This is a genomic window from Rhodococcus antarcticus, from assembly GCF_026153295.1.
Classification (GTDB): domain Bacteria; phylum Actinomycetota; class Actinomycetes; order Mycobacteriales; family Mycobacteriaceae; genus Rhodococcus_D; species Rhodococcus_D antarcticus.
In genome coordinates, this window is the sequence record NZ_CP110615.1 from 2815200 (window position 1) to 2841189 (window position 25990).

Annotated in this window: 22 protein-coding genes; 14 read left to right on the plus strand and 8 right to left on the minus strand. The window is 73.5% G+C overall.

The window, feature by feature from the left end; translation table 11 throughout:
• Positions 1-16: 16 nt before the first annotated feature.
• The 7 genes from RHODO2019_RS13765 to RHODO2019_RS13795 are packed head-to-tail and all read left to right on the plus strand — an operon-like array spanning position 17 to position 8291.
• Positions 17-1480: a nucleobase:cation symporter-2 family protein gene (locus RHODO2019_RS13765; protein ID WP_265382321.1), complete on the plus strand. Its 1464-nt coding sequence runs from the start codon at positions 17-19 to the stop codon at positions 1478-1480.
• Positions 1477-2337, plus strand: a complete 861-nt coding sequence (locus RHODO2019_RS13770) for a hydroxypyruvate isomerase family protein (RefSeq protein WP_265382322.1) — start codon at positions 1477-1479, stop codon at positions 2335-2337. Before RHODO2019_RS13765 ends, RHODO2019_RS13770 begins: the two co-directional genes overlap by 4 nt.
• Entirely contained in the window at positions 2334-3209 is an 876-nt protein-coding gene (locus RHODO2019_RS13775; RefSeq protein ID WP_265382323.1) for a 2-hydroxy-3-oxopropionate reductase, read from the plus strand. The genes RHODO2019_RS13770 and RHODO2019_RS13775 overlap by 4 nt, the downstream gene beginning before the upstream one ends.
• Before the next feature lie 47 nt (positions 3210-3256).
• Positions 3257-5032: a glyoxylate carboligase gene (gene gcl / locus RHODO2019_RS13780; protein ID WP_265382324.1), complete on the plus strand. Its 1776-nt coding sequence runs from the start codon at positions 3257-3259 to the stop codon at positions 5030-5032.
• 4 nt (positions 5033-5036) lie between these two features.
• Positions 5037-6161, plus strand: a complete 1125-nt coding sequence (locus RHODO2019_RS13785; protein ID WP_265382325.1) for a glycerate kinase — start codon at positions 5037-5039, stop codon at positions 6159-6161.
• Between the two features lie 34 nt (positions 6162-6195).
• Positions 6196-7548 (plus strand): allantoinase AllB, encoded by a 1353-nt coding sequence (gene allB, locus RHODO2019_RS13790; RefSeq protein WP_265382326.1) that lies wholly within the window; start codon positions 6196-6198, stop codon positions 7546-7548.
• Positions 7545-8291: an SDR family oxidoreductase gene (locus RHODO2019_RS13795; protein ID WP_265382327.1), complete on the plus strand. Its 747-nt coding sequence runs from the start codon at positions 7545-7547 to the stop codon at positions 8289-8291. The genes allB and RHODO2019_RS13795 overlap by 4 nt, the downstream gene beginning before the upstream one ends.
• Before the next feature lie 9 nt (positions 8292-8300).
• Here the strand turns inward: RHODO2019_RS13795 and alc are convergent, their stop codons facing one another.
• Both alc and RHODO2019_RS13805 read right to left on the minus strand, forming a co-directional pair.
• Positions 8301-9380, minus strand: coding sequence for an allantoicase (alc, locus tag RHODO2019_RS13800; RefSeq protein WP_265382328.1), 1080 nt, complete (start codon positions 9378-9380; stop codon positions 8301-8303).
• Complete coding sequence (locus RHODO2019_RS13805) at positions 9377-9784, minus strand: allophanate hydrolase-related protein (RefSeq protein WP_265382329.1); 408 nt, start codon at positions 9782-9784, stop codon at positions 9377-9379. Before RHODO2019_RS13805 ends, alc begins: the two co-directional genes overlap by 4 nt.
• Positions 9785-9913: 129 nt before the next feature.
• Here RHODO2019_RS13805 and RHODO2019_RS13810 point away from each other — a divergent pair, with 129 nt between their 5' ends.
• Positions 9914-10936, plus strand: a complete 1023-nt coding sequence (locus RHODO2019_RS13810; protein ID WP_265382330.1) for an LLM class flavin-dependent oxidoreductase — start codon at positions 9914-9916, stop codon at positions 10934-10936.
• 2 nt (positions 10937-10938) lie between these two features.
• Here RHODO2019_RS13810 and RHODO2019_RS13815 read toward each other — a convergent pair whose 3' ends face one another.
• Positions 10939-12033 carry a CaiB/BaiF CoA transferase family protein gene (locus tag RHODO2019_RS13815; RefSeq protein ID WP_265382331.1) on the minus strand — a complete coding sequence of 365 codons (1095 nt, stop codon included), beginning with the start codon at positions 12031-12033 and terminating at the stop codon, positions 10939-10941.
• A 90-nt stretch (positions 12034-12123) separates the two neighbouring features.
• On the opposite strand from RHODO2019_RS13815, the gene RHODO2019_RS13820 reads away from it, so the two are divergent.
• Together RHODO2019_RS13820 and RHODO2019_RS13825 are read left to right on the plus strand one after the other, a co-directional pair.
• Entirely contained in the window at positions 12124-12351 is a 228-nt protein-coding gene (locus RHODO2019_RS13820; protein WP_354005603.1) for a type II toxin-antitoxin system Phd/YefM family antitoxin, read from the plus strand.
• The gene (locus RHODO2019_RS13825; RefSeq protein ID WP_265382333.1) at positions 12348-12740 is read left to right on the plus strand and encodes a type II toxin-antitoxin system VapC family toxin; all 393 of its coding nucleotides are present in this window, start codon (positions 12348-12350) and stop codon (positions 12738-12740) included. The genes RHODO2019_RS13820 and RHODO2019_RS13825 overlap by 4 nt, the downstream gene beginning before the upstream one ends.
• 12 nt (positions 12741-12752) lie before the next feature.
• Here RHODO2019_RS13825 and RHODO2019_RS13830 read toward each other — a convergent pair whose 3' ends face one another.
• The 4 genes from RHODO2019_RS13830 to RHODO2019_RS13845 are packed head-to-tail and all read right to left on the minus strand — an operon-like array spanning position 12753 to position 16567.
• Entirely contained in the window at positions 12753-13484 is a 732-nt protein-coding gene (locus tag RHODO2019_RS13830; protein WP_265382334.1) for a tyrosine-protein phosphatase, read from the minus strand.
• Positions 13484-13813, minus strand: coding sequence for an SDR family oxidoreductase (locus RHODO2019_RS13835; protein ID WP_265382335.1), 330 nt, complete (start codon positions 13811-13813; stop codon positions 13484-13486). The genes RHODO2019_RS13830 and RHODO2019_RS13835 overlap by 1 nt, the downstream gene beginning before the upstream one ends.
• A 49-nt stretch (positions 13814-13862) precedes the next feature.
• On the minus strand, positions 13863-14846 hold the full coding sequence (locus tag RHODO2019_RS13840) for an alcohol dehydrogenase catalytic domain-containing protein (protein WP_265382336.1): 984 nt from the start codon (positions 14844-14846) through the stop codon (positions 13863-13865).
• 59 nt (positions 14847-14905) lie between these two features.
• The gene (locus RHODO2019_RS13845; protein ID WP_265382337.1) at positions 14906-16567 is read right to left on the minus strand and encodes a DUF885 domain-containing protein; all 1662 of its coding nucleotides are present in this window, start codon (positions 16565-16567) and stop codon (positions 14906-14908) included.
• A gap of 37 nt (positions 16568-16604) precedes the next feature.
• Between RHODO2019_RS13845 and RHODO2019_RS13850 the strand changes: the two genes are divergently transcribed.
• Together RHODO2019_RS13850 and RHODO2019_RS13855 are read left to right on the plus strand one after the other, a co-directional pair.
• Positions 16605-16760 (plus strand): hypothetical protein, encoded by a 156-nt coding sequence (locus RHODO2019_RS13850; RefSeq protein WP_265382338.1) that lies wholly within the window; start codon positions 16605-16607, stop codon positions 16758-16760.
• 12 nt (positions 16761-16772) lie between these two features.
• A complete protein-coding gene (locus RHODO2019_RS13855; protein ID WP_265382339.1) occupies positions 16773-18401 on the plus strand; it encodes an ABC-F family ATP-binding cassette domain-containing protein in 1629 nt (542 codons plus the stop codon).
• A gap of 5 nt (positions 18402-18406) precedes the next feature.
• Here the strand turns inward: RHODO2019_RS13855 and RHODO2019_RS13860 are convergent, their stop codons facing one another.
• Positions 18407-19324, minus strand: coding sequence for a serine hydrolase (locus tag RHODO2019_RS13860; RefSeq protein ID WP_265382340.1), 918 nt, complete (start codon positions 19322-19324; stop codon positions 18407-18409).
• A 525-nt stretch (positions 19325-19849) separates the two neighbouring features.
• Between RHODO2019_RS13860 and gltB the strand changes: the two genes are divergently transcribed.
• Complete coding sequence (gltB, locus tag RHODO2019_RS13865) at positions 19850-24448, plus strand: glutamate synthase large subunit (RefSeq protein ID WP_265382341.1); 4599 nt, start codon at positions 19850-19852, stop codon at positions 24446-24448.
• Entirely contained in the window at positions 24441-25901 is a 1461-nt protein-coding gene (locus RHODO2019_RS13870) for a glutamate synthase subunit beta (protein ID WP_265382342.1), read from the plus strand. Before gltB ends, RHODO2019_RS13870 begins: the two co-directional genes overlap by 8 nt.
• Positions 25902-25990: the final 89 nt, after the last annotated feature.

The following is a 25990-nucleotide window of genomic DNA, read 5'->3' on the forward strand; positions in this document are numbered from 1 at the left end:
AAAGGACGCGACCACCATGAAGCTCCGACGCAACGCCACCGCCAGGTCCACCGCCGCCGAGGCCGAGGTCCGCACCGGCCGTCCCGAGGACGAGAAGATGCCGTTCCTGCAGCTCGTGCTGTACGGGCTGCAGCACATCCTCACCATGTACGGCGGCGTCATCGCACCACCGCTGATCGTCGGCACCGCCGCCAAGCTCTCCCCCACCGACATCGCCCTGCTCGTCACCGCCGGGCTGTTCGTCAGTGGTCTGGCCACGCTGCTGCAGACCCTGGGCATCGGGCGCTTCGGCGCGCGGCTGCCGATCGTGCAGGGCATCTCCTTCGCCAGCGTCTCCACCATGGTCGCCATCGCCAGCACCGACGGACTACGGCCGGTGTTCGGCGCGATCATCGTGGCCGGGGTGATCGGGCTCGTGCTCTCCTCCTTCTTCGCGCAGCTGGTCCGCCTGTTCCCCGCGGTCGTGACCGGCACGATCATCACCGTCATCGGGCTCTCCCTGATGCCGGTGGCCTTCACCTGGGCGATGGGTGGCGCGGGAAGCAAGAGCCTCGGCTCCATGTCCAACATCGGCCTCGCCGGCCTGACGCTGCTGATCATCCTGGTGATCAGCCGCCTCTTCCAGGGCGCGATCTCCCGGCTGTCGATCCTCATCGGGATCGTGGCCGGCACCGCGGTCGCCGCGCTGCTCGGCAAGGCGAACTTCTCGAACATCGGCAGCGGCAACATCGTCGCCGTGCCCCCGGTGCTGCACTTCGGGTCCCCCACGTTCCAGATCGGCGCGATCGTGTCGATGACCATCGTGATCCTGGTGATCATGACCGAGACCACCGCAGACATCATCGCCATCGGTGAGATCGTGGAGACCAAGGTCGACGCCCGGCGGGTGGCGGACGGTCTGCGGGCAGACATGGCCTCGACGGCGATCTCCCCGCTGCTGGGCTCCTTCCCCTGCAGCGCGTTCGCCCAGAACGTCGGACTGGTCGCTCTGACCAGGATCAAGAGCCGGTACGTGGTCGCCATGGGCGGTGCGATCCTGGTCCTGCTCGGCCTGCTGCCCGTCGTCGGGCGGGTCGTCGCTGCCATCCCGTTCCCCGTCCTCGGTGGCGCCGGCATCGTGCTGTTCGGCACGGTCGCGGCGAGCGGCATCAGGACGCTGTCCAAGGTGGACTTCTCCGACAACCTCAACCTGGTCATCGTGGCGACCGCGATCGGTCTGGGCGTCATCCCGATCGCCGCACCGAAGTTCTGGGACGCCTTCCCCAAGGGCGTGGCCGTGGTCATGGACTCCGGGATCAGCGCCGCCGCAGTCACCGCGGTGCTGCTCAACCTGCTGTTCAACGAGATCCAGGCGGGCAACCGGCCGGGCGCCTCCGTCTTCGCCGCGGTGCCCGACGAGCGGGGCTCGCTGCCCGTCGACCCGCCGGACGAGGGGCGCTCAGCCCAGCCGACGGCTGCGGCGAAGGAGACCACGACATGAGCCACACGCTGCGCTACGAGGTCAACTGCTCGATCCTGTTCACCGAGCTCCCGCTGCTGGAGCGGCCCGCCGCGGCCCGTGGCGCGGGGTTCGACGCCATCGAGCTGTGGTGGCCCTTCGCCACCGCGGTGCCCACCGACGCCGAGGCGGACGCCCTGGTCCGGGCGGTCACCGACGCGGGGGTGGCGCTGGTCGGGCTGAACTTCTTCGCCGGCGACATGCCGGGCGGTGACCGGGGGCTCATGTCGTGGCCCGGACGCGAGCTCGAGGTCCGCGAGAACATCGCGGCCACCCTCGAGCTCGGAGCCCGCCTCGGCTGCCGCACCTACAACGCGCTGTACGGCAACCGGATCGAGGGTGTCGCACCGCAGGAGCAGGACGAGCTCGCCACGGCGAACCTGACGCTCGCGGCGAGCTCGGCCGCGGCGTCCGGCGGGTCCACCGTCCTGGTCGAGCCGGTCAGTGGCGCCCCGCGCTACCCCCTGCTCACCGCCGCCGACGCGCTGCGCGTGATCGACCGGGTCGGCGCGGACAACCTCGCCCTGCTCGCCGACCTCTACCACCTGGCGGTCAACGGCGACGACGTCGACGCCGTCATCGCGGAGCACGTGGACCGCATCGCGCACGTGCAGGTCGCCGACAGCCCCGGTCGGGGCGAGCCCGGCTCGGGCCACCTCGAGCTGGACCGGCAGCTCGGCGACCTGCAGGCCGCGGGCTACGCCGGCTGGGTCGGGCTCGAGTACAAGCCGACCGGGTCCACCGAGGACAGCTTCGCCTTCCTCGACCACGAACGACGCGCCTCGCACGCCACGCAGGCCCGAACCCCGTCCGAGCAGAGCAGGAGCACCGGAGCATGACCACCATCGCCTTCCTCGGGCTCGGCATCATGGGCAGCCCCATGGCCGTCCACCTCGCGGAGGCCGGTCACACCGTGGCCGGGTACAACCGCACCCCCGACAAGACCGCACCGCTGGTCGCGGCGGGGGGGCGCGCCGCGACGTCGGTGGCCGACGCGGTGCACGGTGCCGACGTCGTCGCGATCATGGTTCCGGACTCCCCCGACGTGCGGGCCGTGCTCACCGATCCCGGCGGCGTGCTCGACAGCGCCGCCCCGGGGACACTGGTGACCGACTTCTCGAGCATCCGGCCCGACGTCACCGTGGAGCTCGCCGGCCTCGCCCGCGAGCAGGGTCTGCGCTACCTCGACGCACCCGTCTCCGGCGGGGAGGCCGGGGCGAAGGCGGCGACGCTGTCCATCATGGTCGGCGGTGACGGCGCGGACGTGGCGTCGGCCCGCCCGCTGCTGGAGACCCTCGGGCGCACCGTCGTGCACGTCGGACCCAGCGGTTCCGGCCAGACGGTGAAGGCCGCGAACCAGCTCGTCGTGGCGGGAAACATCGCCCTGCTCGCAGAGGCGCTGCTGTTCCTGGAGGCCCACGGGGTGGACACCACGGCTGCGCTGGAGGTCCTCGGCGGCGGCCTCGCCGGCTCGGCCGTGCTCGTGCAGAAGGGCGAGAAGATGCGCACCCGCTCCTTCGACCCCGGCTTCCGCATCGCGCTGCACCACAAGGACCTCGGGATCGTCGTCGACGCGGCCCGCGCCGCGGGCGTCGTCACGCCCGTCGCGGCCCTCGTCGCCCAGCTCATGGCCTCCGCCGTGGCCGCCGGCGACGGCGGGCTGGACCACTCGGCCCTGCTGCGCACGCTCGAGCGCCTCTCCGGCCGCTGAGCGAACCCCCACCCCCACCTCTCCCGAACCCCAGACAGGACACCACCATGACCCGCATGACTGCGGCCCGCGCGGCCGTCGAGATCCTCCGGCGGGAGGGCGTCACCCACCTGTTCGGCCTGCCCGGGGCCGCGATCAACCCGTTCTACGCCGCGATGCGGGAGTCCGGTGAGCTCACCCACGTCCTCGCCCGTCACGTCGAGGGCGCCTCCCACATGGCCGAGGGCTACACCCGGGCCGTCGCCGGCAACATCGGCGTGTGCATCGGGACCTCCGGGCCGGCCGGCACGGACATGATCACCGGGCTGTACTCCGCCTCGGCCGACTCCATCCCGATCCTGTGCATCACCGGCCAGGCCCCGGTGGCCAAGCTGCACAAGGAGGACTTCCAGGCGGTCGACATCACCGCGATCGCCGGCCCCGTGACCAAGTGGGCGTGCACCGTCATGGAGGCCGGACAGGTCCCCGGCGCGTTCCAGAAGGCGTTCGCCATCATGCGGTCGGGACGGCCCGGCCCGGTGCTGCTCGACCTGCCGATCGACGTCCAGATGACCGAGATCGAGTTCGACCCGGAGACCTACGAGCCTCTTCCCATCGCCGTTCCGCGCGCCACCCGGGCGCAGGCGACGAAGGCCCTGGCCATGATGGCCGCCGCGGAGCGCCCGCTCATCGTGGCCGGCGGAGGCATCGTCAACGCCGACGCCGCCGAGCTGCTCGTCGAGCTCGCCGAGCTCACCGGGGTCCCCGTCATCCCGACCCTCATGGGCTGGGGCACCATCCCCGACGACCACCCGCTCATGGCGGGCATGGTCGGCCTGCAGACCTCGCACCGCTACGGCAACGCGACCATGCTCGAGTCCGACTTCGTCCTCGGGATCGGCAACCGGTGGGCCAACCGCCACACCGGGGGGATCGACACCTACACGGCGGGGAGGACCTTCGTCCACGTCGACATCGAGCCCACCCAGATCGGTCGGGTCTTCGCCCCCGACCTCGGCATCGTCTCCGACGCCGGCGCGGCGCTGGAGATGTTCCTGACCGTCGCCCGGGAGCAGCACGCGGAGGGGACGCTGCCCGACCGGACGGACTGGGCGGGGTCCTGCCGCACGCGCAAGCAGACCCTGCAGCGCCGCACCAGCTTCAACACCGTGCCGATCAAGCCCCAACGGGTCTTCCAGGACATGAACAAGGTCTTCGGCCCCGACACCCGCTACGTCAGCACGATCGGGCTCTCCCAGATCCAGGCCGCCCAGCTGCTGCACGTCTACAAGCCTCGGCACTGGATCAACGCCGGTCAGGCCGGGCCGCTGGGCTGGACCATCCCGGCCACGCTCGGGGTGGCCACCGCAGACCCGGACGCCACCGTGGTGGCGCTCTCGGGCGACTACGACTTCCAGTTCATGATCGAGGAGCTCGCGGTCGGTGCCCAGTTCAAGATCCCCTACGTCCACGTGGTGGTGAACAACGCCTACCTGGGTCTGATCCGCCAGTCCCAGCGCGGCTTCAACATGGACTACTGCGTCCAGCTCGCCTTCGACAACGTCAACTCCCCCGAGCTGGAGGGTTACGGCGTCGACCACGTCAAGGTCGCGGAGGGCCTGGGCTGCAAGGCGCTGCGGGTGTTCGACCCCGGGGAGATCGTCCCCGCGCTGGAGGAGGCGCAGAAGCTGATGGTGGAGCACCGGGTGCCCGTGATCGTCGAGATCATCCTCGAGCGGATCACGAACGTGTCCATGGGCACCCAGATCGACGGCATCGTCGAGTTCGAGGAGCTCGCCCTGGCCGGGGTGGACGCCCCCACGGCCATCTCCATGTTGGACTGAGCACGTGGTCCACGTCCTCGTCGCCTCCGACAAGTTCAAGGGCTCGCTGACCGCGGCCCAGGTCGGCGAGGCCCTCACCGCCGGGATCCGCCGCGTCCGTCCGGACGTGACGGTGACCGTCGCCCCCGTGGCCGACGGCGGGGACGGCACCCTCGCCGCCGCCCTGGCGGCCGGGTACGACGAGGTCGTGGTCACCGCCGCCGGGCCGACCGGGCGGGCGCGGTCCACCCGCTTCGCCCGCTCGGGCGAGCTCGCGGTCGTCGAGCTCGCCGAGGTCTGCGGCCTGGACCTGCTCCGGGGCGCCCCGCTCGCCCCGATGACGGCCACCAGCCGCGGGGTGGGCGAGGTGCTCGCCGAGGCGGTCGCGCAGGGCTGCCGTCGCGTGGTGCTCGGCATCGGGGGCAGTGCGAGCACCGACGGCGGCGCGGGGATGCTCGCGGCCCTCGGGGCCCGGCTGCTCGACGCCCGGGGCACCGCCCTGGCCGACGGCGGTGCCGCCCTGGCGGGGCTGCACACCCTGCAGGTGGACCGGCTGACGGAGGGCCTGGCCGGGATCGAGGTGACGGTCGCCTGCGACGTGACGAACCCGCTGCTCGGACCGTCGGGCGCCGCCGCGACCTACGGGCCCCAGAAGGGTGCGGACGCGGGGCAGGTGCGCACCCTGGACTCCGCGCTGGCCCACTGGGCGGACGTGGTGGCCACCACGACGGGAACCGACGCGCGCACCTCACCCGGTGCGGGTGCGGCGGGCGGCGTGGGGTTCGCAGCCCTCGCGCTGCTCGGGGCGAGCATGCGCCCCGGCATCGAGGTGGTGCTCGAGCTGGTCGGGTTCGACGCGGCGCTGCGCGGGACCGACCTGGTCATCACCGGCGAGGGCTCGCTCGACGAGCAGACGCTGCACGGCAAGGCTCCCATCGGGGTCGCCCGGGTCGCGGGCGCCGCCGGGATCCCCGTCGTCGCGGTCTGCGGTCGCTCCGTGCTCACCGATGCGGCGCTGCGGGCCGCCGGGATCACCCGCACCTACCGCCTCACCGACCTCGAGCCGGACGTCGACCGCTGCATCGCCGGCGCGGGTCCGCTGCTGGAGGTGCTCGGCGAGCGGATCGCCGCCGACGAGCTCCCGTCCTGACACCCCGTCCCGCGCACCCTGAGGAGAACGCCCCGTGAGCCACGCCGACGACCTGGTCATCCGAGCGGCCCGGGTGGTCCTGCCGGAGGGGGAGCGTGCCGCGGCGGTCGTCGTCCGCGACGGTGTCGTCACCGCGGTGCTCGCCGTCGACGCGGAGATCGATGCCGCCGAGGAGGTCGTGCTGGGCCCGGACGAGGTGCTGCTGCCGGGCCTGGTCGACGCCCACGTCCACGTCAACGAGCCGGGCCGGAGCGAGTGGGAGGGCTTCGCGAGCGCGACCCGCGCGGCCGCCGCCGGCGGGGTCACCACCATCGTGGACATGCCGCTGAACAGCATCCCCCCGACGACCGACGTCGCCGCGCTGGAGGTCAAGCGGGCCAGCGCCGCCCCGTCCGCGTTCGTCGACGTGGGCTTCTGGGGCGGGGCCGTCCCGGGCAACGTCGACGCGCTGGCCCCGCTGCACGAGGCGGGCGTGTTCGGGTTCAAGTGCTTCCTGCTCAGCTCCGGGGTGCCGGAGTTCCCGCCGCTGGACGCCGCGCAGCTCGAGCTCGCGCTCACGGAGGTGGCCCGCTTCGACGGGCTGGTCATCGTGCACGCCGAGGACGCCCACGTGATCGGGGCGGCCCCGGACGCCACAGGTACCCACTACACCGACTTCCTGGCCTCGCGGCCGCGGCGTGCGGAGGACCTCGCCATCGGGCAGGTCATCGAGGCGGCCCGCCGCACGGGGTGCCGGGTCCACGTGCTGCACCTCTCCAGCGCCGACGCGCTGCCCCTGATCGCAGCCGCCCGGGCCGACGGGGTGCGCCTGAGCGTCGAGACCTGCCCGCACTACCTGTGCCTGACCGCCGAGGACGTCCCCGACGGCGCCACCCAGTACAAGTGCTGCCCCCCGATCCGGGAGGCCGGCAACCGCGAGGCGCTCTGGGCGGGCCTGGCCGAGGGGCTCATCGACACCATCGTCTCCGACCACTCCCCCTCCACGATCGACCTGAAGTGCCTCGACACCGGTGACTTCGGTGCGGCCTGGGGCGGGATCTCGTCGCTGCAGCTTGGCCTGCCCGTCGTCTGGACCCAGGCCCGGCAGCGCGGGCTCACCCTGTCCGACGTGGTCCGCTGGATGTCGGCGGGACCCGCCGCGCAGACCGGGCTCACCGACCGCGGGGCGATCGCGGTGGGCCGGCGGGCCGACTTCTGCGTCCTCGCCCCCGAGGCGACCTTCGTGGTCGACGCCGCCGCCCTGCAGCACCGCAACGCGGTGACCCCGTACTCGGGTCAGCGGCTGCACGGCGTCGTGCGCAGCACCTGGCTGGCCGGGGCGAGGGTGTCCCTCGACGGGCCACCCCGGGGCCGGTTGGTGACCCGACCCGTCCGCAGCTCCCGGTGACCGGCGAGGGTCCCGGCCGCACCGAGGCACCGGTGGCCGTCGTCACCGGGGCCGGTTCCGGCATCGGCCGGGCGGTCACGCGCAGGCTGCTGACGGCCGGGTTCCGGGTCGCGCTGGTCGGACGCACCCGCAGCGCGCTGGAGGCCACCGCGGCGCCGGCGGTCACCGCACCCGGGGGCACCGCCCTCGTGCTGCCCGCGGACGTGACCGTCGACGCCGAGGTCGCCGCGCTCGTCGCCACGGTGGAGCGCACCTGGGGCCGGCTGGACCTGCTCGTCAACAACGCGGGCACCTTCGGGCCGGTCGGCGCGGTCGACGAGATCGACCCCGCCGAGTTCCGGGCGACGGTGGAGGTGAACCTCACCGGCGCCTTCCTGTGCACCCACCACGCGGTGCGGGTCATGAAGCGGCAGCGCCCCCGGGGTGGACGGATCATCAACAACGGCTCGATCTCGGCGCACGTGCCCCGGCCGCGCAGCGTGGCCTACGCCGCCAGCAAGCACGCGATGACCGGGCTGACCCGGGCGACCGCGCTCGACGGCCGGGCCCACGACATCACGTGCGGCCAGCTCGACATCGGCAACGCCCGCACCGAGATGACGACGGGGTTCACCGCCGAGCCCACCTTCGACGTGGCCCACGTCGCCGACGCGGTGCTCGCGGTGGCGCGGCTGCCGCTGGGCGTCTCCGTCCCGACGATGACCATCGTCGCGACCGGCATGCCCTACGGCGGCCGCGGCTAGACGTCCCGGCTAGGACGCCGTCGGAGCCTCGTCGTGGAGCTGCGCGCGGTGCGCCTCGGGCAGCGCGTCCCACCAGGTCCGCCGGACCGCGCGGCGGGACTCCTCGTCGAGGTCGCCCCACAGCCGCAGCCGCGACAGACCGCCGTCGGGGTAGACGTCCAGGCGCAGGTGGGTCGCCGCCACCGCACCGGGCAGCGCGAGGTGGTGGCGGGTGTCCGGCTGCACCGCGGTGCGGACCAGCAGCTCGCACCAGGACGCGGGGTCGGCCGGATCGGCGGTGCGCGCGTCGACGGTGCTCAGCCGCACCCAGCCGGCTGCGTTGCCGACGTAGTAGCTGGTGTCCACCTCGACACGACGGGGCACACCCGCGACGCCCAGGGCGAACACCGCGTGGTCGTTGCCCTCCCCGCGGCGGCGCGCGTTCTCCCAGCCCTCCCCCATGTTGCGGGCCCGGCCGGGCGCGATGATGTTCGCGGGCGAGGCGTAGAACGCGTCGGAGCACTCCTCGAGCCGTCCACCCCCCTCGGCGGCGAGCAGGTCCACCGTCCCGGTCAGCAGCCGGGGATCGGGGACGACGACACCGTGCACCCGCAGCCGGGCGACACCCCCGTCGGGGTAGATGGCCAGGCGGACGTGGGTGAAGCGGTGCGGGTCCGCGACGGGGTAGACGTTGGCGGTGTCGCCCCGGGCGGGGGACTTGGCGACCACGGTCACCCACGTGGCACGCAGCAGCTCCTCCGGGTCCGGGTACCCCTCGACGGAGGTGGCCTGCACCGCGACGTGGGGCGGGTAGTTCCCGCGGAAGAAGGCGGTGTCGACGACGACGCCGTGGATGATGCCCGGGGCTCCGAGGCGGACCACGGCCCAGTCGTGCGCCTCGGGATCGCGCACGGCGGAGCGCCGGCGACGGGTCTCCCAGCCGTCGTAGACCTTGCCCTTGTGACCGAACTCCGAGGGGTCGAACACCGGCGCCTCGGGGCGGATCAGGTTCTCCCGCTGCGCGAACAGCTCGTCGTTGGCCGCGGTGACGGAGCCACCGAGGGCCCGCGAGGCGAGGTCGGTCAGCGTGGTGACGTCGACCGTGCTCACGAGGCGTCCACGTCGGCGGGAACGTCGAGACCACGGTAGCGGCGCCAGCTGCCGTGCTCGGAGATGTCGGTGAGCTCCTCGCCCATCGAGGTGCGCAACCCGGGTCGCAGCCCGACCGCGAGCACCGAGCGACCGTCGGTCAGCTCGACGACGGTGAGCTCGAGCTCGGCAGGCTCCTCGGGCAGGAAGTCCGTGCGGATCTGGTCCATGGGCACGTCGTAGAGCTCGCCCTCGATGCCCACCCCGCCGCCGTCGACGAGCTCGAGGGCGGGGAACTCGTCACGGACCGAGAAGAAGCGGTAGCTCGGGGCCGTGGTCACCGACCCCAGGAAGGGGTGCGCAGAGACGTTGTGGTGCAGCGCCCCGCCCCGCATCGCACCGCCGTTGCAGAAGAGCTCGGCCACTGTTCCCGCCTTCCCTCGACCCGACGTCGGTCATCAGGTCCTGCGGCCAGGGTCGCCAGTTTTCAACATTTTGTCAACACTTCTTGAGCGGACCGGACTACCGGGACCGTCCCCGGTGTTGTGCCCAGCATGAAGCTCAGCGTCCTGGACGTCTGCCCGATCCCCACCGGCTCCACCCCGGGCGACGCCCTCCGCAACACCCTCGACCTCGCCCGGCACGCCGAGCGGCTCGGCTTCCACCGCTACTGGCTCGCCGAGCACCACTCCATGCCGGGCATCGCGAGCTCCGCGCCGTCGATCATGATCGGGCAGGTCGCGGCGGTCACCGAGCGTCTGCGCGTCGGGTCCGGCGGGGTGATGCTGCCCAACCACGCGCCGCTGGTGGTCGCCGAGCAGTTCGGCACCCTCGACGCGCTCTACCCCGGGCGCATCGACCTGGGCCTGGGTCGGGCGCCGGGCACCGACCAGGTCACCGCGCACGCCCTGCGCCGCTCGGCCACCCAGCTCAGCGAGGACGACTTCCCGCAGCAGCTGGCCCAGCTGCGCGCCTTCTTCGACGACGGCTACCCCGCCGACCACCCGTACGCCGCGATCACCGCGGTGCCCGGGCTCGGCGCGACGGTCGCCGTCTGGCTGCTGGGTTCCTCGACGTACTCCGCCCAGCTCGCCGGCCTGCTCGGGCTGCCCTACGCGCACGCCCACCACTTCGCCTCCGGCTCCACCGACGCGGCGGTCGCCGCCTACCGGGCCTCGTTCCGCCCCGGTGTGCTCGACGAGCCGTACCTGGTGGTGACGGCGTCGGTGGTGGCCGCCGACGACGACGAGCGCGCCCGGTGGATCGCCGCCCCCATGGCCCTGGCCATGGCGCGGCTGCGCGCGGGCAACCCGGGCACCTTCCCCACCCCGGAGGAAGCGGCGGCCAACCCGCTCAGCCCGTCCCAGCGGGCCAGCCTCGGCGGGATGACCGCCAGCGCCGTCGTCGGCGGGCCGGAGACCGTCGGAGCCGGGCTGCGCGCGCTGGGCGAGAGCACCGGCGCCGACGAGCTGATGGTGTCGACCATGGTGCACAGCCACGCCGACCGGCTGCGCAGCTACGAGATCGTGGCCGCCCGGCTCGGCGCTCAGCAGGTGGGTGCAGCCGTCCCCGCCTGACCTCAGACGCCCCAGTCCGCCAGCACGGCGTCGGTGTCCTCGCCGGGCACCCGCGCCCCGGTGGTCAGCGTCGCGGGGGTCCGGGAGAAGCGCGGCGCAGGCACCGGCTGCACCACCCCGTCGGCCTCGACGAAGGTGCCCCGGGCGACGTTGTGCGGGTGCTGCACGGCCTCGGCCATGCTCAGCACCGGCACCACGCACGCGTCGGTGTCGATGAAGACGGCGGCCCACTCGTCCCGGGTGCGGCCGGCGAATATCTCGGTAAAGCGGGCCCGCAGCTCCGGCCAGCCCCGCAGGTCGTGCTGGTGCGGCAGCCCGGCGTCGGCGAGCCCGAGTCCCTCGAGCAGCTGCGCGTAGAACTGCGGCTCCAGCGCGCCCACGGCCACGTGCTCACCGTCGGAGCAGGTGTAGGTGTCGTAGAACGGGGCGGCCCCGTCGAGCAGGTTCGACTGCCGGGTGTCGTTCCACACGCCCGCGCCGCGGTAGGCCCACTGCATCTGGGCGAGCACCGGCGTGCCGTCGACGATCGCGGCGTCCACCACCTGGCCCAGCCCCGAGCCCTGCCGCTCGTGCAGCGCCGCCATGATCCCCAGCACCAGGAACATCGAGCCCCCGCCGAAGTCGCCCACCAGGTTCAGCGGGACCGCAGGCTTCTCGGCCGGTCCGATGGTGTGCAGCATGCCGGTCAGGGCGAGGTAGCCGATGTCATGGCCCGCACGCTGGGCCAGCGGCCCGTCCTGGCCCCAGCCGGTCATCCGCGCGTAGACCAGACCGGGGTTGCGGGCCTGGCAGTCCTGCGGCCCGATGCCCAGGCGCTCGGTGACCCCCGGGCGCAGGCCCTCGATGAGCACGTCCGCCCTCTCGGCCAGGGACAGCACGAGCTCGCGGCCCTCGTCGCTCTTGAGGTCGGCGGTGACGGAGCGGCGGCCGCGCAGCGTCTGGTCCTGGCCGCGGGGGACCAGCTCGAGGCCCCCGCCGCCGGGCCGGTCCACCCGCACCACGTCGGCGCCCAGGTCGGCCAGCAGCATCGCCGCGTGCGGTCCCGGGCCCAGCCCGGCGAGCTCGAGCACCTTCAGTCCAGCGAGCGGTCCGGGCACGGCGGTTTCCTCCTGGGGCTGGACGACGGCGTCGGGTGTTGTCTACCGCACGCCCGAGGTGACCGGTAAAGTGGTCACGTGACCGAGAGGATGAGCGCCAGCACGGCGAAGGCCACGCTGCTGTCCGTGCTCGACCGGGTGGCGGGCGGGGACGAGGTCGAGATCACCAAGCACGGTCGGGTCGTCGCGAGGCTCGTCCCCGCCAACTCACCGCACGCGCTGCGTGGCCTGCTCTCCGGCGTCGCCAGCACCGTCGGTACCGATGACGACGTGTTCTCCACCGGTGGCACCTGGGACACGGGGAACGTCCCGACGTGAGCGCGGTGGTGCTCGACACCCACGTCCTGCACTGGTGGTCCGCCGAGCCCGAGCGGCTCAGCGCGCGGGCCGCACGTGCCGTGGAGGCGGCCGACGAGCTCGTGGTCGCCGGGATCACCTGGTACGAGCTCGCCTGGCTGGCCCGGCACGACCGCATCCGCCTCGCCGTCCCGCTCACCGCCTGGCTCGACCGGCTCGCCACCGAGGTCCGCACCGTCGGGATCACCCCGGCTGTCGCGGTCGCGGCGACCGCGCTGCCGGCGTCGTTCCCCGGGGACCCGGCCGACCGTCTCATCTACGCCACGGCCGTGGAGCACGGCTGGGACCTGGTCACCAAGGATCGACGGTTGCACGAGCACGTCCACCCCCGGCCGGTCACGGTCTGGTAGCGGACGGGAGCCTCACTCCACCAGGGTCGCGCGCAGCTGGGCGAGCTCGTCGTCGGTCAGCCCGTGGGCCTGCAGCCACGCGACCGTCCCGCCCTGGGTGTCCAGGTGCGCGAGCAGACCTTCCATCGTCTCCGGCAGCGCCGTGAGCACCCAGTCCGGCACGGTGCCCAGCTCCCGGGTGGTGGCCGAGGCGGACAGCTGCGCGCGCACCAGGGGCATGTTCGCCTCGGTCGCGGTGTAGTCGGCCACGATCTGCGCGCGCTCGACCCCGAGCGCGTCCAGCAGCACGGCGACGACCACCCCGGTGCGGTCCTTGCCCGCTGCGCAGTGCACCACCGCGGGCACGGCCTCGGTCCGGCCGAGCAGGCGCACCACCTCGACCACGACGTCCGCGCTGGTCTCCAGGTAGGTGACGTAGTGCGCGAGCAGGCTGCCGGTCTCGATGTCCTCGGCCTGGTCCAGGCGCACCGAGCGGGCGCCCACCACCGGCAGGTTCCGGTAGCCGACCGTGGTCCCGGCGAGCGCCCCCCGTCCGTCCCGCTCGGCCTCGGCCTCGCCCCGGAGGTCGACCACCGTCCGCAGGCCCGCACCGAGCAGCGTCCTCGCGTCGCCGTCGGTGAGGTCGGCGAGGCTGGCCGACCGCAGGACCTTCCCCGCGCGCACCCGACGACCCTCCACCGTGGACAGCCCGCCGAGGTCGCGCACGTTCACGGCCCCGTCGAGCCGCACGTCGCGCGAGGTCATCAGCCCATCCTCGGCTGGCCGTTGGACGCACTCAGCCCACCATCGACGGGCAGCACCACCCCGGTGACGAACGCGGCGTCCGGGCCGGCCAGGAACGCGATCACGGCCGCCACCTCCGCCGGCCGGGCGGGCCGTCCCATCGGGATGCGCTCGGCGAGGCGGTGCAGCTTCTCCGCGTCGCCCACCAGGCCCTGCGCCATCGGCGTGTCGGTGAGGCTGGGCGCGACCACCGTGGCCCCCTCCTCGACGAAGCGGTGCACGGTGGCCGCCCCGATCCCGGAGCCTCCCCCGGTGTCGAGGACGACGGTGTCGGCGAAGCGCTGGGTCATGACCCCAGGGTGCCGGGCGCAGCTCCCCCGCGCCGGGCGGGGCCGGGGATCACGGCACGAGGACGGTGATGCCCGGCTCGCGGCCGACGTCGGCCAGGGCCTGCGCGGCGTCGTCGAGACCGGCGCGGCGGGTCACGAGCCGCTCCAGGCCGAGCGACGGCAGCGCCGCCAGCAGCCCGGGGTAGGCGTGGGCCGGGGCCCCGTGGCTGCCCAGCACGTCGAGCTCCCGAGCCACGACGACGTCCACCGGGAGCACCGCCCCGCCCGGCAGCAGCCCCACCTGGACGTGCCGACCGCGCACCCCGAGGCAGCGGATCGACGCCGCCGCGCTCACCGCGAGCCCGGCGCAGTCCAGCGAGACGTGCGCGCCGTGCAGGTCGTCGGCGGTGGGCAGGGCCTGCGCGGCCCCCACCTGCTCTGCGAGCGTGCGTGCACCGGCCGACGGGTCGACGGCGATCACGTGCGCTCCGGCCCCGGCCGCCACCGCCACGGCCGCGAGGCCCAGCCCCCCGCAGCCGTGCACCACCACGGTCTCCCCGGCGCGCACCCGCCCGCGGTGGTGCACCGCGCGCCAGGCCGTGGCCACGCGGCAGCCGAGCAGCGCCCCCACGTCGAAGCCGACCTCCTCGGGCAGCTCCACCAGGTTCACCTCGGCGTGCCGCAGCCCCACGAGCTCGGCGTAGGAGCCGTCGTGGGTGAAGCCCGGCTGCTCCTGGCGCTCGCACACCTGCTGCTCACCCGCGCGGCAGGCGGGGCAGGTCCCGCACGCGCAGACGAACGGGGTGGTCACGCGGCGGCCCACCCAGCGCGGGTCGACCCGGGCACCGACCGCCACCACCGTGCCCGCGAGCTCGTGGCCCGGGACGAGGGGCAGCACCACCCCGGCGTCGTGGCCCCGCCAGGCGTGCCAGTCGCTGCGGCACACCCCGGTCGCGGCCACGGCCACCACCGCACCGTCGGGGGCCGGGGTGGGGTCGGCGACGGTCTCCACCCCGGGCTGCTCCCCGAACGCCCGGACCACGAGTGCCTTCACCGCCTCAGCCTCCCCCAGGACCCGACTGTGAAGGAAACCTCGCGTCCTGGGTGCAGAAATCACGCACAGGTGCGGAGCGCCTCCACCAGGTCGTCGAGGCCGAGCGAGCCCAGCGAGAGGGCCGCCATGTGCCAGCTCTTGAGGTCGAACGCCGCGCCCTGCTCGGCCTGCGCCGCCTCCCGGCCCTGCAGCCACGCCCGCTCGCCGAGCTTGTAGCTGATGGCCTGTCCGGGCATCCCGAGGTAGCGGATGAGCTCGGAGTCCAGGAAGCCGGCGTCGCGTCCGCAGTGCAGCCCGAAGAACTCCCGGGCGAGCTCGGGGGTCCAGGTCTCACCCTCGTGGAACCCGGCGCCGGCGGGGATCTCCAGGGCGCAGTGCATCCCGATGTCGATGATCACCCGCACGGCCCGCATCTGCTGGGCGTCGAGGTAGCCGATCCGCTCGCCCGGGGTGCGCAGGTAGCCCAGCTCGTCCATCAGCCGTTCGGCGTACAGCGCCCAGCCCTCCACGTTCGCGCCCACCGAGCCGATCGAGGTCTGGTACTTGCTCAGCTGCGGGGCCACCAGCGTCCACTGCGCCAGCTGCAGGTGGTGGCCGGGAACACCCTCGTGGTACCAGGTGCTGGTGAGGTCCCAGAGCGGGAACCGGGTGCGGCCCATGGCGGGCAGCCACGTGCGGCCGGGGCGGGAGAAGTCCAGCGACGGTCGCGTGTAGTACGGCGCAGCCGCTCCACCGGCGGGAGCGATCATGGCCTCGACCACCTTCACCTGGTCGGCGAGGTCGAAGTGCGTTCCGTCCAGCTCGGCGATGGCCGTGTCCATCACCTGCTGCAGCCACGCGCGGACGGCCTCCTCGCCGTCGACCGCCTCGCCGTCGGTGCTCAGCCAGGCCATGGCCTCGGCGGGGGTGGCCCCGGGGCGCACCTTGTCGGCCTCGGCGCACAGCTCGGCGTCGAGGCGGTGGAGCTCGGTCCACGCCCAGGAGTAGGCCTCGTCGAGGTCCACCTCCGACCCGGTCCACTGCCGGGCGGCCCGGGCGTAGCGGTCGCGACCACAGGTGTCGGGCTCGGTCACCGCGGCCGGGGCGTAGGTGACCTCCAGGAACTCGCGCAGCTCCCGGCACGCGGCGTCGGCCGCCTGCGCGGCGGCGTCCAGCTCGGCGCGCATCGTGGCCGGCCCGTCCGCGACCACGCTCGCGAAGTAGCCACCGTCGAGCCACTCGGTGAGCTGGACGACGGCGGTGCGCACCTGGCGGGCGCCGGCCAGGATCCCGTCGCCCAGACCCACCCGCAGCGTCTCGGTGTACCCGGCGTAGGCGGTCGGCACTGCGGCCACCCGCGCCGCGACGTCGGCCCACTCCGCGTCGGTGGTGCGCGGCATCATCGCGAACACGGTGCGCACCTCGTGCATGGGGGAGAACAGGTTCCGGATCGCACGCAGGTCCTCGCCGTGCTCGATCTGGGTGAGCTCGGAGCCCAGCCGCTCGCGCAGCAGGGTGGCGCAGCGGGCCTCGGCGGGGTCGGTCAGCACGGCGGTGGGCACGGCGGCGAGCTCGGCCAGGGTGGCGCGCAGCAGGTCCGCCTGCGCGGCGGTGCCGGCCGGGGAGTAGTCGTCGAGCTCGTCCTGCCGGTAGGGCAGCCCCAGCCCCGTCGCCGTGATCGGGCTCAGGTGCGCGAGCGCGTCGAGGTGGGCATCAGCGATCCGGCGGGGGGTGGGGGGCATGCCGCGATCGTTGCACAGGCTAATCACCGGCGCGTGGGTGCTGGAGGCCCCCGGTGCTCCCACGCTGGAGATCACCGAGACCGCGCTGATGGAGGATCACGACGCCGCGCGGGCGACGCCGGCTGCGCTCCGGCGGCTCGGGCTCGCCGCAGCAGGGCTCGCGGCGTGGTCCGTCGGTCGCACCTCCCGATAGCCTGGCCCCACCATGAGCGCCACCCTGCACGCCGTCGACCTCGCCGCCGGGCACGGCGACCGCACCCTGTTCGCCGGGCTCGACGTCATCGTGGCCCCGGGCGACGTCGTGGGCCTGGTGGGCGCCAACGGGGCCGGCAAGTCCACCCTGCTGCGCCTGCTGGCCGGGGTCGACGTCCCGGAGGACGGCCGCGTCGGCCTGAGCCCGCCGGACGCCACGGTCGGGCTGCTGCCACAGGAGCCCGAGCGCCGCGACGGCGAGACCGTGCTCGCCTTCCTCGGTCGGCGCACCGGGGTCGCCGAGGCCGAGGCCACCATGGACGCCGCCGCGGAGGCCCTGGCCGACGCGGCCGAGGACGCCTACACCCCCGCCCTGGAGCGCTGGCTGGCCCTCGGTGGGGCCGATCTCGCCGAGCGGGCCCCCCAGGTGGCCGCGGACGTCGGGCTCGGGGTGGACCTCGACGCGCAGATGACCTCGCTCTCCGGTGGTCAGGCCGCACGCGCGGGCCTCGCCTCGCTGCTGCTGTCCCGCTACGACGTGCTGCTGCTCGACGAGCCCACCAACGACCTCGACCTCGACGGGCTGGCACGGCTGGAGCGGTTCGTGGCCGAGCTGCAGACCCCGGCCGTGGTGGTCAGCCACGACCGGGAGTTCCTGGCGCGCACCGTGACCCGCGTGGTCGAGCTCGACCTCGCCCAGCAGCAGGTGGGGGTCTACGACGGCGGGTACGACGCCTACCTGCGCGAGCGCGAGGTGGCTCGCCAGCACGCGCGCGAGGCCTACGACGACTACGCCGACACCGTGGGCGGGCTCGAGGCCCGGGCCCGGATGCAGCGTGGCTGGATGCGGGCCGGGGTCGGCAAGAGCAAGAAGGCGGCGAACGACCCGGACAAGATGAGCCGGAAGTTCCAGCAGGACGCGAGCGAGAAGCAGGCGGCCAAGGCCCGGCAGACCGAGCGGCGGATCGAGCGGCTGGAGGTGGTGGACGAGCCGCGCAAGGAGTGGCAGCTGCAGATGGAGATCGCGCCCGCCCCGCGCGGCGGCTCCGTGGTGGCCTCGCTGGACGCGGCCGTGCTGGCGCGCGGATCCTTCACCTTCGGTCCCGTCAGCGCGCAGGTGGACGTGGGCGACCGGGTGGTCGTCACCGGGGCCAACGGTTCCGGCAAGTCCACCCTGCTCGGGCTGCTGCTGGGGCGGCTGAGCCCGGACTCCGGCCGCGCCTCGCTGGGCGCCGGGGTGGAGCTGGGCGAGGTCGACCAGGCGCGGGGGCTGTTCCTCGGCGAGCAGAGCCTCGCCCGGGCGTTCGGCGAGGCCGTGCCGGACTGGCCGGACGCCGACGTCCGCACCCTGCTGGCCAAGTACGGCCTGCGCGGCGCACACGTGGGGCGCTCCGCGGCCTCGCTGTCGCCCGGCGAGCGCACCCGGGCCGCGCTGGCCCTGCTGCAGGCCCGCGGGGTGAACCTGCTGGTGCTCGACGAGCCCACCAACCACCTCGACCTGCCCGCCATCGAGCAGCTGGAGCAGGCGCTGGAGAGCTACACCGGAACGCTGCTGCTGGTCACCCACGACCGCCGGATGCTCGACGTGGTGCGCACCACGCGGCGCTGGGTGCTGGACGCGGGACGGCTGCGCGAGGACTGACGCCGCTAGCCCGTCACCGCGGTCGCCGCGATCCTGGCGGCCTGCTGGATGTAGTCGATGCCCGCACCCTCGGTGGCCGCGTGCGAGACGAGCACCGCCAGCAGCACCGGGTGCCCGTGGACGGTGACGACCCCCACGCTGGCCACCACCCAGAGCCCGTCGTCGCTGTCGATGGGCAGCCACCCGTTCTTGACCGCGGGCGCGCTGCCGGGGTCGGCGGCGGCACTGACCCCCCAGTCCTGGTCGGGCACCACCGACCGCATCAGGTCCAGGGCGTACGCCCGGTTCTCGGCCGAGAGCACCGAGGTGGGGTCGGTGAGCAGGTTCAGCAGCGCCACCTGGTCGGCCGCCCCGGTGGTGGTGAACCCGAAGTAGCCGCCCGCGCCGATGGTCGTGGCGGCGAGCCCGAGCCGGTCGTTCACCGCGACCAGGGCACTCGTGCCCCCCAGCTCGTCGAACAGCGCGATGGCGGCGTCGTTGTCGCTCTCGGTGATCATCGCCCTCGCCAACGACCTGTCCTGGGCGGTCAGCTGATCGCCGTCGTCCTGGTTGCGGATCATCGTCGCCACCAGGATCTCCAGCTTGACCACGCTGGCCGTGCTCATCCCGGTCGAGGCGCCGTACTGGAACGAGGCGCCGGTGACGGTGTCCCTCGCGGCCACGGAGACGCCCGCAGCGGGATCGATGCCTGCGGCGGCACCGAGCTGGTCGAGCGCGGTGCGGGCGCCGACGGGGTCGGGCACCGTCGGGGCCGCGGACGGGGTGGGGTCGGTGGTCGTGACGGGCACTCCCGACGAGGCGCCCGCCGTCGGCGCCCCCTGCCGGTCGACGAGGGAGAGGGTCGCACCGCCGACGAAGGTCGCCGCGACGACGACGAGCACCACGGCACCCACGCGGCGGCGCAGCATCCTCGCGCTGGACACGGCCGCCCGATCCGCCGGGCGGCCGGAGACCCCGCGCCTGCGCCCGGGGCGCCGGTGCGCCGGGGCGGTCAGGAACCCGCTCCCGCCGCGCGCGCCCCGAGCCGACGGGGCAGCGCGGCGGTCGCCGGCGGCACGACGTCGGACGTCCGGGGGTGGAGCCGAGTGCGGACGGACACGGCAGGCACCTCCTCGGACCGGGACGGTCGAGGGAACCTCGACCACCCTCGAGTATGACCGAGGACGGGACCGGCGGCGGCGACCAGGACCCCGGGGACCCGGTGGGCAGGTGAACACCAGGTTTCGCCGAGTGGTCGGACGTGACCTATCGTTCGCCCGACGTGCGACCCACGTCGCGTTCCGCCTGGCCGTTCACCCACGACCCGCCCGCCGAGCACACCCTGCCCGATCCGGACGGACCACCGCACGGCCTGTTGTCCCGGACGCCCACGGCCCGACGACGTGCCCGGCGCCCTGCTCACCCTGACCGTCGTTCGCGGCGGCCACTGCTGCGGAAGAAGAACCACCGTGACCACGCTCCCCGCCCCCCAGGGCCTCTACGACCCCGCCCACGAGCACGACTCGTGCGGCGTGGCCTTCGTCGTCGACATGCACGGCCGGGCCAGCCGCGACATCGTCGAGAAGGGCATCACCGCCCTGGTGAACCTGGAGCACCGCGGCGCGTCGGGGGCCGAGGTCAACAGCGGTGACGGAGCGGGCATCCTGCTGCAGGTTCCCGACGAGTTCCTGCGCGCGGTCGTCGACTTCGAGCTGCCCGCAGCCGGGTCCTACGCCACGGGCATCGCGTTCCTGCCCCAGGGCGCGGCGCAGGCCACCGACGCGGTGTCGCGCGTCGAGGAGCTCGTGCGCAGCGAGGGCCTGCGGGTCCTGGGCTGGCGCGAGGTGCCCACCGACGACGCCTCGCTGGGCGCGCTGGCCCGGGACGCCATGCCGACCTTCCGCCAGGTCTTCCTCGCGGGCGACGGTCTGGCGGGGATGGACCTCGAGCGTCGCGCGTTCGCCGTCCGCAAGCGGGTCGAGCGCGAGCTCGGCCACGACGGAGCCGGGCAGGGCGGGCCGTCCCGGCAGGGCAACCCCGCCGAGACGGTGTACTTCCCCAGCCTGTCCACGCGCACCCTGGTCTACAAGGGCATGCTCACCACTCCGCAGCTGCGCGAGTTCTACCCCGACCTGTCGGACTCCCGCCTCGTCAGCGCGCTGGCGCTGGTCCACTCGCGCTTCTCCACCAACACCTTCCCCTCCTGGCCGCTGGCCCACCCCTACCGGCTGGTGGCCCACAACGGCGAGATCAACACCGTCAACGGCAACGAGAACTGGATGCGGGCCCGCGAGGCGCTGCTGGCCACCGACGCGTTCGGCGACCCGGCCCAGCTCGAGCGGTTGTTCCCCGTGTGCACCCCGGGCGGCAGCGACACCGCGCGCTTCGACGAGGTGCTCGAGCTGCTGCACCTGGGCGGGCGCAGCCTGCCGCACGCCGTGCTGATGATGATCCCCGAGGCCTGGGAGCGCCACGAGAGCATGGACCCGGCCCGCCGGGCGTTCTACCAGTACCACGCCTCGCTGATGGAGCCCTGGGACGGCCCGGCCTCGGTGGCCTTCACCGACGGCACCGTCATCGGCGCCGTGCTCGACCGCAACGGCCTGCGCCCCAGCCGCATCTGGGTCACCTCCGACGGCCTGGTCGTGATGGCCTCGGAGGTGGGCGTGCTCGACATCGACCCCACCACCGTGGTGCGCAAGATCCGGCTGCGCCCGGGTCGGATGTTCCTGGTCGACACCGCGCAGGGCCGCATCGTCGGCGACGACGAGCTGAAGGCCGAGCTGGCCGCGGAGCACCCGTACCAGGAGTGGCTCGACGCGGGGCTCATCCACGTGGAGGACCTGCCCGCCCGGCCGCACGTGCGGCACAGCCACACCTCGGTGCTGCGCCGCCAGCTCGTGTTCGGCTACACCTCCGAGGAGCTCGACACCCTGCTCGCCGTGATGGCCCGCAACGGGGCCGAGGCCATCGGCTCCATGGGCACCGACACCCCCATCGCCGTGCTCTCCGCGCGCACGAGGCTGCTGTTCGACTACTTCTCCCAGCTGTTCGCGCAGGTGACCAACCCTCCGCTGGACGCCATCCGCGAGGAGCTCGTCACCAGCCTGGGCAGCACCATCGGCCCCGAGGGCGACCTGCTGGACCCGCGGCCCGCCTCCTGCCGGCACATCGTGCTGCCCGAGCCGATCATCGACAACGACGAGCTGGCCAAGCTCATCCACGCCAACGACGACGGCGACCTGCCCGGCTTCCGCTCGGTGGTCGTCTCCGGGCTGTACCCGGTGGCCGAGGGCGGCGCGGGCCTGCGTACCGCGCTGGCCGACATCCGCACCCGGGTGTCGGCCGCCATCGCCGGCGGCGCGAGCATCGTGGTGCTGTCCGACCGCGACTCCTCCGCGACCATGGCCCCCATCCCCTCCCTGCTGCTCACCGCCTCGGTGCACCACCACCTGGTCCGCGAGCGCACCCGCACCCAGGTCGGGCTCATCGTGGAGTCCGGCGACGCCCGCGAGGTGCACCACATGGCGGTGCTGATCGGCTACGGCGCCGCCGCCATCAACCCCTACATGGCCTTCGAGACCCTCGAGGACATGGCCGACCGCGGTCAGCTGCCCGGCGTCCTGCTGACCGACGCCATCGCCAACTACGTCAAGGCCGCCGGCAAGGGGGTGCTCAAGGTGATGTCGAAGATGGGCATCTCCACCCTCGCCTCCTACACCGGGGCCCAGGTCTTCGAGGCCATCGGGCTGAGCCACGAGCTCGTCGACGAGCACTTCACCGGCACCACGAGCCGCCTCGGCGGCATCGGCATCGACCAGCTGGCCGACGACGTGGCCGCCCGGCACGCCGCGGCGTACCCCGAGCGCCCGGAGCTGCGGGCGCACCGCGAGCTCGAGGTGGGCGGGGAGTACTCCTGGCGCCGCGAGGGCGAGTACCACCTGTTCAACCCCGACACGGTGTTCAAGCTCCAGCACTCCACCCGCACCGGGCAGTACGAGGTGTTCAAGGAGTACACCAAGCTCGTCGACGACTCCTCGGTCCGGCTCGCGTCGCTGCGCGGGCTGTTCGAGCTCACCCACCACCGCCGGGCCGTGCCGCTGGAGGAGGTGGAGAGCGTCGAGGACATCGTGCGCCGGTTCTCCACCGGAGCCATGAGCTACGGGTCCATCTCCGCCGAGGCGCACGAGAACCTCGCCGTGGCCATGAACCGCCTGGGCGCCAAGTCCAACACCGGGGAGGGGGGCGAGGACGCCGAGCGCTGGGTGCCCGACGCCAACGGGGACTCCCGCCGCAGCGCCATCAAGCAGGTGGCCTCGGGCCGCTTCGGCGTCACCAGCGAGTACCTGACCAACGCCGACGACATCCAGATCAAGATGGCCCAGGGCGCGAAGCCCGGCGAGGGCGGCCAGCTGCCCGCGCACAAGGTGTACCCGTGGATCGCGAAGACCCGGTACTCCACCCCCGGGGTGGGTCTGATCTCGCCGCCGCCGCACCACGACATCTACTCCATCGAGGACCTGGCCCAGCTGATCCACGACCTGAAGAACGCGAACCCCTCGGCGCGGGTGCACGTCAAGCTCGTCTCCGAGATCGGCGTGGGCACGGTGGCCACCGGGGTCAGCAAGGCGCACGCGGACGTGGTGCTCATCTCCGGCCACGACGGCGGCACCGGCGCCACGCCGCTGACCTCGCTCAAGCACGCCGGGGCCCCGTGGGAGCTGGGTCTGGCCGAGACGCAGCAGACCCTGCTGCTCAACGGCCTGCGCGACCGGATCGTGGTGCAGGTGGACGGCCAGCTCAAGACCGGCCGCGACGTGGTGGTGGCCGCCCTGCTCGGCGCGGAGGAGTTCGGCTTCGCCACCGCCCCGCTGGTCGTCTCGGGCTGCATCATGATGCGGGTGTGCCACCTGGACACCTGCCCGGTGGGCATCGCCACCCAGAACCCCGTGCTGCGCGCGAAGTTCCCCGGCAAGCCGGAGTTCGTGGAGAACTTCTTCCGGTTCATCGCCCAGGAGGTGCGCGAGCTGCTCGCCGAGCTCGGCTTCCGCAGCATCCTCGAGGCCGTCGGCCACGCCGAGGTGATCGACGCGAGCAAGGCCGTCGAGCACTACCGCAAGGCCTCGACCCTGGACCTGGGCCCGATCCTGCACCAGCCCGAGTCGGCGTTCATGAACCAGGACCTGCACTGCACGTCGGGCCAGGACCACGGCCTGGACAAGGCGCTGGACGTGACCCTCATCGAGCAGTCCCGGGCAGCCATCGCCTACGGCACCCCCGTCGTCATCACCTGCGACATCCAGAACGTGAACCGGACCGTGGGCACGATGCTCGGCCACGAGGTCACCAAGGCCCACGGCGGGGCCGGGCTCCCGGACGACACCATCGACATCACCCTCACCGGCTCGGCCGGCAACAGCCTCGGGGCGTTCCTGCCGAGGGGGATCACCCTGCGGCTGCACGGCGACGCCAACGACTTCGTGGGCAAGGGCCTCTCGGGCGGCCACGTCGTCCTGCGCCCGCCGCTGCAGACCGCCGAGGGATTCGTGGCCGAGGAGAACACCATCGGCGGCAACGTCTTCCTCTACGGCGCCACCTCGGGCGAGCTGTTCGTCCGCGGCCTGGTGGGTGAGCGGTTCGCCGTGCGCAACTCCGGGGCCACCGCGGTCGTGGAGGGTGTGGGCGACCACGGCTGCGAGTACATGACCGGCGGTACCGTGCTGGTGCTCGGGCCCACCGGGCGCAACTTCGGGGCCGGCATGAGCGGGGGCGTCGCCTACGTCTGGGATCCCGAGGGCACCTTCCCGGCCGACCTCAACGGCGAGATGGTGGACCTGGAGACCCTGGACGCCGACGACGAGCGGCTGGTGCACGAGCTGCTCACGCGGCACCGGGACGCGACCGACTCGGCCGTCGCCCACCGGCTGCTGGCCGACTGGCACGCGAGCAGGGACCACGTCGTCAAGGTGATGCCGCGCGACTACAAGCGGGTGCTCCTGGCGATCGACACGGCGGAGAAGGACGGTACGGACGTGGACGAGGCCATCATGGCGGCAGCTCATGGGTGACGCGCGCGCGTTCCTGACCCACGGGCGAGAGCTGCCCGTCCGGCGGGCCGTGGACGAGCGCGTGCAGGACTGGAACGAGGTGTACCAGCCCTTCGACGCCGACGCGCTGCGCACCCAGGCAAGCCGTTGCATGGACTGTGGGATCCCGTTCTGCCACAACGGCTGCCCGCTGGGCAACCTCATCCCCGAGTGGAACGACCTGGTCCACAAGGACGAGTGGGAGCGTGCCGTCGACCGGCTGCACGCCACCAACAACTTCCCGGAGTTCACCGGGCGGCTGTGCCCCGCGCCGTGCGAGGCCGCGTGCGTCCTCGGCATCAACTCCGACGCGGTGACCATCAAGCAGGTGGAGGTCGAGATCATCGACCGGGCGTGGGCCGAGGGGTGGGTCAAGCCCGTGCGCCCGACGCTGACCACGGCGCGCACGGTGGCCGTGGTCGGCTCCGGGCCGGCCGGGCTCGCCGCGGCCCAGCAGCTCACCCGCGCCGGGCACACCGTCACCGTGCTCGAGCGCGCCGACCGCATCGGCGGGCTGCTGCGCTACGGCATCCCCGAGTTCAAGATGGAGAAGCGACACATCACCCGTCGCCTCGAGCAGATGGCCGACGAGGGCACGATCTTCCGCACCGGCGTCGACGTCGGCGGGACGGGCGAGGACGCGATGAGCGTCGACGAGCTGCGCGAGCAGTTCGACGCCGTGGTGCTCGCCGGCGGGGCGACCGCCTGGCGCGACCTCGACGTGCCCGGCCGCGAGCTCGACGGCATCCACCAGGCCATGGAGTTCCTGCCCCCGTCCAACCGGGTGCAGGAGGGCGATCTCGACGAGAGCCCGATCTCGGCGGCCGGCAAGCACGTCATCATCATCGGCGGTGGGGACACCGGGGCCGACTGCCTGGGCACCTCCACCCGCCAGGGCGCGGCGAGCGTGCACCAGTTCGAGATCATGGCCCGCCCACCGGAGGAGCGGGCGAGCTCCACCCCGTGGCCGACCTACCCCCTGCAGTACCGGGTGTCCTCCGCGCACGAGGAGGGTGGTGAGCGGGTGTTCAGCGTGAACACCGCTGCGTTCCTCGGCGAGGGCGGGCAGGTCACGGCACTGCGCGGGCACGAGGTGGAGATGGTCGAGGGCCGCTTCACCGAGGTGGCCGGCACGGAGTTCGAGCTGCCGGCCGACCTGGTCCTGCTGGCCATGGGTTTCGTGGGCCCGGAGCGGGGCACGCTGGTCGAGCAGCTGGGCGTGGAGCTCACCGAGCGCGGCACCGTCGGCCGCGACGCCGGGTGGGCCACCAACGTCGAGGGCGTGTTCGTGGCCGGGGACATGGGCCGCGGCCAGAGCCTCATCGTGTGGGCCATCGCGGAGGGCCGCTCCTGCGCGGCCGCCGTGGACGCGTTCCTGCAGGGCTCCACCTCCCTGCCCTCCCCCGTCACCCCGACCACCGCGCCGCAGCGGTAGGGACCCGCCTCCCCCGGACAGAACCTCGCGCCCGCCTCCCCGCGAGTGAACACCTGTTCGCTAAGGTCTCGGCAACCGACCCGAGGAGA